The sequence below is a fragment of the Acinetobacter sp. LT1 genome, assembly GCF_059800965.1.
Genome location: NZ_JBBAXE010000001.1, coordinates 353236 through 361623 on the forward strand (window position 1 = coordinate 353236; position 8388 = coordinate 361623).

Sequence of the window (8388 nt, forward strand, 5' to 3'; positions counted from 1 at the left end):
AAGCAACGCTTACCCGACTGGGTCACAAATATTGTTTTTACCTAAAAAATCGTGAGTCTTACGACTTAATCACCATTTTTCAGTTCAATGTTGATACCTAAAGAACGGATCTCTTTGGTCAATACGTTGAACGATTCAGGCATACCCGGATCCATATAATGGTTACCATCTACAATATTCTTATAGATGCGTGTACGACCTTCAACGTCATCCGACTTAACAGTTAACATCTCTTGGAGAGTATATGCTGCGCCGTAAGCTTCGAGTGCCCAGACCTCCATCTCACCGAAACGCTGACCACCGAATTGTGCTTTACCACCAAGCGGTTGCTGTGTAACAAGAGAGTAAGAACCAGTTGAACGCGCATGCATCTTGTCATCAACCAAGTGGTTCAATTTGAGCATGTACATGTAACCTACAGTTACAGGACGATCAAACTGTTCACCAGTACGGCCATCAAACAATACTGTTTGACCTGTACGAGAGATACCAGCTAACTCAAGCAAGTCTTTAATTTGGCTTTCTTCAGCACCATCGAATACAGGAGTAGCTAAAGGTACACCTGCACGTAAGTTGCCTGAAAGTGCCAAGACTTCAGCATCAGTTAAGCTATCAAGATCTTCTTGCTCACCACCGACTTTGTTATAAATCTTGTCTAAGAATTCACGCAGTTCTAAAACTGTACGCTGTTCTTTCAACATTTTCTCGATTTTATCACCAAGCCCTTTAGCCGCCATACCTAAGTGAGTCTCAAGAATCTGACCCACGTTCATACGAGATGGTACGCCCAACGGGTTCAATACGATATCTACTGGTACACCGTTAGCATCGTGTGGCATGTCTTCAACAGGTAAGATGTTAGATACAACACCCTTGTTACCGTGACGACCAGCCATCTTATCACCAGGCTGAATACGACGTTTAACAGCTAAGTAAACTTTAACAACTTTCAATACGCCAGTTGTTAATTCATCACCTGTTGCAAGCTTACGTTTCTTCTCAGCGAATTTCTCGTCAATTTCTGCGCTCTTTTCTTTTAAGAACACTTGAATTTGAGTTAAACGCTCAGCGATTGCTTCATCTGCCGGTTGAATTTCAAGTAAATCAACAAGCTCTAAACCAGATAACACTTCTTCAACGAGTTTGTCACCACGTTTAGTTGAACCACCGCCATTAGACTCTTGGCCTTTAAGCAAACGAATTACACGCTCACGAGCTGCTTCTTCAAAGATCTTGTATTCTTCTTTCAAGTCTTTACGGTAAGCATCAAGTTGTGCTTTTTCGATCGCCAATGCACGGTCATCTTTCTCTAAGCCATCACGAGTGAAGACTTGAACATCGATAACTGTACCTTTTGTACCAGATGGAACACGTAAAGATGAATCTTTAACGTCAGCTGCTTTCTCACCAAAGATTGCACGAAGCAATTTTTCTTCAGGAGTTAACTGAGTTTCACCTTTAGGCGTTACTTTACCAACAAGAATGTCACCTGCTGTAACTTCAGCACCGATATAAACGATACCTGATTCATCAAGTTTAGAAAGTGCAGCTTCACCAACGTTAGGAATATCGGCAGTAATTTCTTCTGCACCTAACTTAGTATCACGCGCTACACAAGATAATTCTTGAATATGAATAGAAGTTAAACGGTCTTCTTGAAGTACGCGCTCAGATAATAAGATCGAGTCTTCATAGTTGTAACCATTCCAAGTCATGAACGCAACGCGCATGTTTTGACCAAGCGCAAGCTCACCCATATCTGTAGACGGACCGTCTGCCAAGATATCACCGCGAGCAACTTTGTCGCCCAAATTCACGATAATATTTTGGTTGATACAAGTGTTTTGGTTAGAACGCGTATATTTAATGAGGTTGTAGATATCTACACCCGCCTCACCAGCAATCATTTCATCTTCGTTTACACGAATAACGATACGAGAAGCATCTACGTATTCAATTGCACCACCACGGTTTGCGATCACACACACACCTGAGTCACGTGCAACGTTCGCTTCCATACCTGTACCTACAAGCGGTTTATCCGCACGTAGAGTAGGAACTGCCTGACGTTGCATGTTTGAACCCATAAGCGCACGGTTCGCGTCATCGTGTTCAAGGAATGGAATAAGTGATGCAGCAACAGATACAACTTGCTGAGCAGAAACGTCCATATGCGTCACTTTTTCAGGTGGCATACGTACGAATTCACCTTGATGACGAACAGAAACAAACTCTTCTGTTAGGTTGCCATCTTTATCTACTGCAGAATCGGCCTGTGCAATAACAGTACCTACTTCTTCAATCGCAGAAAGGTATTCAACTGCATCAGTTACTCGACCATCTACTACTTTACGGTAAGGTGTTTCCAAGAAACCGAAGTCATTTGCTTTTGCATATACAGAAAGCGAGTTGATCAAACCAATGTTTGGACCTTCCGGCGTTTCAATTGGACATACACGACCATAGTGAGTTTGATGTACGTCACGTACTTCAAAGCCCGCACGTTCACGTGTTAAACCACCAGGCCCAAGCGCTGATACACGACGCTTATGCGTAATCTCAGATAATGGGTTGTTTTGGTCCATGAACTGAGATAATTGGCTTGAACCAAAGAATTCTTTGATTGCAGCTGCAACTGGTTTAGCGTTAATTAGATCTTGTGGAGACAAGTTATCTGTTTCTGCTTGGCTTAAACGTTCTTTAACTGCACGTTCAACACGTACCAAACCAACACGGAATTGGTTTTCAGTCATTTCACCAACAGAACGTACACGACGGTTACCCAAGTGATCGATATCGTCGACTTCACCTTTACCGTTACGGATTTCAACTAATGTACGTAATACATCAATGATATCTTCGTGCGATAAAATACCTTCTACTTCACGTGACTTCTGGTCAGTACCAACTTCGTATGGACGACCCAAACGACGGTTGAACTTCATACGACCTACTGGAGATAAGTCATAACGCTCAGAAGAGAAGAATAAGTTATTGAATAAGTTTTCAGCAGCTTCTTTTGTTGGCGGCTCGCCTGGACGCATTACTTTATAAATTTCAACTAATGCTTCTTCACGGCCAGCTGTTGTATCTGCACGTAATGTGTCAGCAACAAACGAACCACGGTCAATATCGTTCGTAAACAAGATATTGAACTGTTTAACACCACCTTCTGCCAACTTCACCATAACTTCATGGCTTAACAAAGTATTCGCAGCAATTACTTCACCATCACGCAAAGTAATATTTTCAGCAGTGATACGCTCATATAAGTATTCATCAGGAACTGAAAGTTTTGTTAAACCAGCAGCTTCCATTTGACGTACATGACGAGCATTAATACGTTTACCTTGCTCAACAATAACTTTACCGTCATTGTCAGCAATATCAAATTGAGCCATTTCCCCACGTAAACGTTCAGGTACTAGGTCAATCTGGTAACTGCCCATGTCAAGATACACAGGCACTTTTTCATAGAACAAATTCAAGATTTGTTCGTTGTTATAACCTAGTGCACGTAACACAACAGTAGCAAGTAATTTACGACGACGGTCAATACGTACGTAAACTAAGTCTTTTGCATCAAATTCGAAGTCTAACCATGAACCACGGTAAGGAATGATACGTGCTGAATACAACACTTTACCACTTGAGTGGGTTTTACCTTTATCGTGATCAAAGAAAACGCCTGGTGAACGATGTAATTGAGATACGATTACACGCTCAGTACCATTAATGACGAATGTACCGTTTTCAGTCATGAGTGGAATTTCACCCATATAGACTTCTTGTTCTCGTACGTCTTTAATTGATTTAGTTTCGCGATCTTTAATAATCAAACGAATTTTAACGCGCATTGGTGCCGCATAAGTCGAACCACGAAGAATACATTCGCGTACATCGAACTCAGGTTTACCAAGGCTATACTCAACAAATTCTAAAGCAGCATTGCCAGAATAACTTTCGATAGGAAAAACTGAACGAAATGCGGCTTGGAGACCGATATCTTCGCGGTTTTTTGGAGTTTTGCCATCTTGCAAGAATGTTCTGTACGAATCGACCTGAATCGATAGTAAGTACGGTGCATCCATTACTTGGGGCAATTTACCAAAATTCTTACGGATCCGTTTCTTTTCGGTATATGAGTATGCCATCTGGAGTCCTCGGAAAGTAAACCAAGCCCGCCTGCAGAACGGGCTCAGAAGGAATTACGCAGGCCGATATGGCCACCACTGTTTACAAATGCTGCAATTTTTAGTGGTATAAAAACGCTTAACAATATTTTTAAAAAAGAAAAATATTGGTAAACATTTGAAATTACTTGTTTTATTTGAATTTTTTCTAAAAAACAAACAAAACTAACAAAAATCGAGCCGATTATTGTAACGCAAAAAGGCTGATGACCCAAGAGCCATCAGCCATTTTATGGAGCCGATTTAAAAACCGACTCCTTTTACAATTACTTAAGTGTAACTGTAGCACCAGCTTCTTCAAGTTTCTTCTTAAGTTCTTCGCCTTCTTCTTTAGAAACGCCTTCTTTAAGAACTTGAGGAGCACCTTCAACTAGGTCTTTAGCTTCTTTAAGACCAAGGCCAGTTGCTTCACGAACTGCTTTAATTACAGCTACTTTGTTAGCACCGAAAGAAGTCAACTCAACGTTGAATTCAGATTGTTCTTCAGCAGCAGCAGCAGCGCCACCAGCTGGAGCAGCAACAGCAACAGCTGCAGCTGAAACGTTGAATTTCTCTTCGAAAGCAGAAATTAATTCAACAAGTTCAAGAACAGTTTTTTCAGCAACTGCGTTTAAGATTTCTTCGTTAGTTAAAGCCATGAGAATAACTCCAAATGGATATTGAATGGTGTGTAAAATTGATTAAGCAGCTTCTGACTCGTTTTTCTCTTTGAGCGCTGTAATAAGGCGACCCAATTTCGAAATAGGAGCTTGAAGGACAGAGGCAAGCATAGTAAGAGCTTTCTCTTGGTTCGGAAGGTTTGCAATTACGCTAACGTCAGCACCTTGATAAACTTTGCCGTCAAATGCAGCAGCTTTTAACTCAAATGCTTTGTTAGTTTTAGCAAAATCTTCGAACAAACGTGCAGCTGCACCCATGTCATCTTCAGAAGTTGAAAAACCTAGAATTGTTGGACCAACAAGGTTGTCGTTCAAGATATTGAATTGAGTATCTTGAAGTGCGCGTTTAGCCAAAGTGTTACGTACAATACGTGTAGAAACACCTAACTTACGAGCTTCAACACGAAGTGTTGTTAATTGCTCTACGCTTAAGCCTTGGTAGTCAGCAACAACGGCTGCAAACGCCTTAGAAGCAACTTCACTTACTTCCGCAACGATCTGTTTTTTGTCTTCAATAAGAAGAGCCATTGTAAAACCTCCTAAGGTGATTTATGTACCCAATGGGCACACTCCCAATTCGTAAGCCTTTCGACTTACACGCGGAGGAGGAACAAATCACACCACCGCGTCTACGCAGGCTGGTTTATTAAGAAAAGTGCTATTCGAAAACGGCATCTTTTCGCCTGAGGTCTTTGACGCTGATAAATTCTCATTTATCAATTCAAAGTCCGCCTGACGGGTAAGGGATAAAGCTTTGCTCCACCCAACCAAATAGAAAACATTTCTATTTAAGTTCTGTCCCCAATCAGGACTTTAAAATTCTTTACTAAGTCTAAACTTAGTTAGAAACGTTGTTTACATCAACTGTAAGACCAGGACCCATAGTTGAGCTCAAAGTGATCTTTTTGATGTATACACCTTTAGAAGTTGCAGGTTTTAACTTTTTCAAGTCAGCAACTAAGGTTTCAACGTTTTGACGGATAGCAGCAGCATCAAAGCCTAATTGACCGATCGCAGCATGGATAATACCCGCTTTGTCTACACGGTAACGAGCCTGACCAGATTTAGCGTTTTTAACAGCATTCGCTACGTCAGGAGTTACAGTACCAACTTTAGGGTTTGGCATTAAACCACGTGGACCAAGAATTGTACCGAGCTTACCAACAACACGCATAGCGTCAGGAGCAGCGATTACAACATCAAAGTCAAGGTTTCCACCTTGGATGCTTTCAGCAAGGTCATCAAAACCTACAACATCAGCACCAGCTTCTTTAGCAGCTTCTGCTTGCGCGCCTTGAGCAAATACAGCTACACGTACAGTTTTACCAGTACCTGCAGGTAATGTAGTTGCGCCACGAACAACCTGATCAGATTTACGTGGGTCTACACCAAGATTTACAGCTACATCCAAAGATTCTTTGAACTTTGCAGCAGGTAGGCTGTTAAGAACTTGTACTGCTTCTTCCAAAGTGTAAACTTTGTTTGCTTCAACAGCAGCAGCAATGGCTTTTTGACGTTTAGTTAACTTTGCCATGTCTTATAGCTCCACTTCCAAGCCCATAGAACGTGCAGAACCAGCGATGGTACGAACACGTGCGTCTAAATCAGCACCAGTTAAATCCGGTTCTTTAGTAGTCGCAATTTCTTCTAACTGAGCACGAGTCAACTTACCAACTTTAGTTTTGTTTGGTACAGATGAACCCTTTTGAATACCAGCAGCTTTCTTAAGAAGAATAGAAGCTGGAGGAGTTTTCATGATGAATGTGAACGACTTGTCGTTGTACACAGTAATCACTACAGGAATTGGAAGACCTGGTTCAACTTTTTGTGTAGCAGCATTGAATTCTTTACAGAATGCCATGATGTTTACACCACGTTGACCTAATGCAGGACCAATTGGTGGAGATGGATTTGCTTTACCAGCTGGAACTTGCAGCTTGATATAGCCGTCAATCTTCTTAGCCATTTTAAAATACCTCTGGGTACAAACGCCGCTAGGCTCCCCAATCTTTACGCAACACTACTGTTACAACAACAATGCCCGATAAAATCGGGCGCTTTTCAACCAATTGAGATTAAATCGTTTTTTCGACTTGGCGAAACTCGAGTTCAACCTGAGTTGGTCGATTAAATACATTAATCGTCAACGTTAAACGTGACTTATCGTATTGAACTTCTTCCACCACACCTTTAAAGTCTGTGAATGGACCATCAATAACAAGTAATTCTTCACCTGGCTCAAACATCGTTTTAGGACGTGGCGCTTCACCAGTATTACGTACACGCGCAAGAATCGCATCTGCTTCACGTTGAGTAATTGGTGCTGGTTTTTCAGGTGTACCACCGATAAAACCTAGAACCTTTGGACATTCTTTAACGATATGCCAAGTATCATCATTCATTTCCATTTCGACTAACACATAGCCAGGAAAGAATTTACGCTCAGATTTACGTTTCTTACCATCCTTCATTTCTACCACTTCTTCGGTAGGAACAAGGACATCACCAAAGCTATCGGCAACAGCGCTACGCTGGATTCGTTCTGTAAGTGAACGCATCACTTGTTTTTCATAGCCAGAGTAGGCATGAATAATGTACCAACGTTTCATAGCTCTTTTACCCGATAATCAACTTAATTAACCAACCCAAACCATAGTCAAAGCACCATAAAACCAATGATGCAACAACTACAACCAATAGAACCTGCCACGATGTAGTGACTGTTTCTTGTTTTGTTGGCCAAGTTACTCGACGCAATTCGACTCGTGCATCTTTTAGCAAGCGAACGAAGCCTTTACCTTGATGGGTGGCGTATAATAAACCTAAAGCCACAACGATACAAGCAAAAATTGCCCCAACGCGCACCCAAACATTATTTGCAGGTGCCCAATACGCTGGCAAATGCTGATTCACCATGGTAGCTAAAAGCAACAATGCTATTGCTATCACCCATAGAACAATATCTAAAGGCGAACCAGAACGAACAACTTCAGCAGAATTATTTCTTTGAGGAATTGGCGCGTCGCTCAATGCGTCACGCGATTTATCATTCGACATTTTTGTACTCGTCGTAGAACTCGCGACTTATTATATGAACAACTAAGCCAGCATCAAGCTTTTTATTTCAAAATATGGCAGGTCAGGAGGGACTCGAACCCCCAACATTCGGTTTTGGAGACCGACGCTCTACCAATTGAACTACTGACCTATAATGCAAGTTGAGAGCCAAAGCCCTCAACCTGAGACGTAATCCATCACTATAATATGCTTATGCAGTTACTTTCGCAACAACACCAGCACCTACAGTACGACCACCTTCACGGATCGCAAAACGTAGACCTGGGTCCATTGCGATTGGGTGGATTAATTCTACTGACATTTCAACGTTGTCGCCTGGCATAACCATTTCAACGCCGTCTTGTAACTGGATTGCACCAGTTACGTCAGTTGTACGGAAGTAGAACTGTGGACGGTAACCATTTAAGAATGGAGTGTGACGACCACCTTCTTCTTTAGAAAGTACGTATACTTCTGCG

The 8388-nt window shown here is 41.8% G+C and carries 8 protein-coding genes and 1 tRNA gene; all 9 read right to left on the reverse strand.

From position 1 onward, the window contains the following. Positions 1 to 65 precede the first annotated feature (65 nt). A complete protein-coding gene (gene rpoB, locus WBW42_RS01645; RefSeq protein WP_002114857.1) occupies positions 66 to 4154 on the reverse strand; it encodes a DNA-directed RNA polymerase subunit beta in 4089 nt (1362 codons plus the stop codon). Between the two features lie 305 nt (positions 4155 to 4459). Then, positions 4460 to 4831 carry a 50S ribosomal protein L7/L12 gene (gene rplL, locus WBW42_RS01650; protein ID WP_001229360.1) on the reverse strand — a complete coding sequence of 124 codons (372 nt, stop codon included), beginning with the start codon at positions 4829 to 4831 and terminating at the stop codon, positions 4460 to 4462. A gap of 42 nt (positions 4832 to 4873) precedes the next feature. Then, on the reverse strand, positions 4874 to 5380 hold the full coding sequence (rplJ, locus tag WBW42_RS01655; protein ID WP_002115099.1) for a 50S ribosomal protein L10: 507 nt from the start codon (positions 5378 to 5380) through the stop codon (positions 4874 to 4876). Positions 5381 to 5690: 310 nt separating this feature from the next. Next, on the reverse strand, positions 5691 to 6386 hold the full coding sequence (gene rplA / locus WBW42_RS01660; protein ID WP_005065788.1) for a 50S ribosomal protein L1: 696 nt from the start codon (positions 6384 to 6386) through the stop codon (positions 5691 to 5693). A 3-nt stretch (positions 6387 to 6389) separates the two neighbouring features. Continuing rightward, on the reverse strand, positions 6390 to 6818 hold the full coding sequence (gene rplK / locus WBW42_RS01665; protein ID WP_001074682.1) for a 50S ribosomal protein L11: 429 nt from the start codon (positions 6816 to 6818) through the stop codon (positions 6390 to 6392). A gap of 109 nt (positions 6819 to 6927) precedes the next feature. Then, positions 6928 to 7461, reverse strand: a complete 534-nt coding sequence (nusG, locus tag WBW42_RS01670; RefSeq protein WP_002115092.1) for a transcription termination/antitermination protein NusG — start codon at positions 7459 to 7461, stop codon at positions 6928 to 6930. Between the two features lie 7 nt (positions 7462 to 7468). Continuing rightward, positions 7469 to 7909 carry a preprotein translocase subunit SecE gene (gene secE / locus WBW42_RS01675; RefSeq protein WP_002114837.1) on the reverse strand — a complete coding sequence of 147 codons (441 nt, stop codon included), beginning with the start codon at positions 7907 to 7909 and terminating at the stop codon, positions 7469 to 7471. A 75-nt stretch (positions 7910 to 7984) separates the two neighbouring features. Further along, a tRNA-Trp gene (locus WBW42_RS01680) sits at positions 7985 to 8060 on the reverse strand. A gap of 60 nt (positions 8061 to 8120) precedes the next feature. Next, on the reverse strand, positions 8121 to 8388 hold a 268-nt coding region (locus WBW42_RS01685), incomplete at its 5' end, for an EF-Tu C-terminal domain-related protein (RefSeq protein WP_495600018.1).

Coding starts and splice junctions, on each gene's coding strand:
- nusG (WP_002115092.1), bottom strand. CDS start 7,461: ATGAAACGTTGGTACATTATTCATGCCTACTCTGGCTATGAAAAACAA.
- rplA (WP_005065788.1), bottom strand. CDS start 6,386: ATGGCAAAGTTAACTAAACGTCAAAAAGCCATTGCTGCTGCTGTTGAA.
- rplJ (WP_002115099.1), bottom strand. CDS start 5,380: ATGGCTCTTCTTATTGAAGACAAAAAACAGATCGTTGCGGAAGTAAGT.
- rplK (WP_001074682.1), bottom strand. CDS start 6,818: ATGGCTAAGAAGATTGACGGCTATATCAAGCTGCAAGTTCCAGCTGGT.
- rpoB (WP_002114857.1), bottom strand. CDS start 4,154: ATGGCATACTCATATACCGAAAAGAAACGGATCCGTAAGAATTTTGGT.
- rplL (WP_001229360.1), bottom strand. CDS start 4,831: ATGGCTTTAACTAACGAAGAAATCTTAAACGCAGTTGCTGAAAAAACT.
- secE (WP_002114837.1), bottom strand. CDS start 7,909: ATGTCGAATGATAAATCGCGTGACGCATTGAGCGACGCGCCAATTCCT.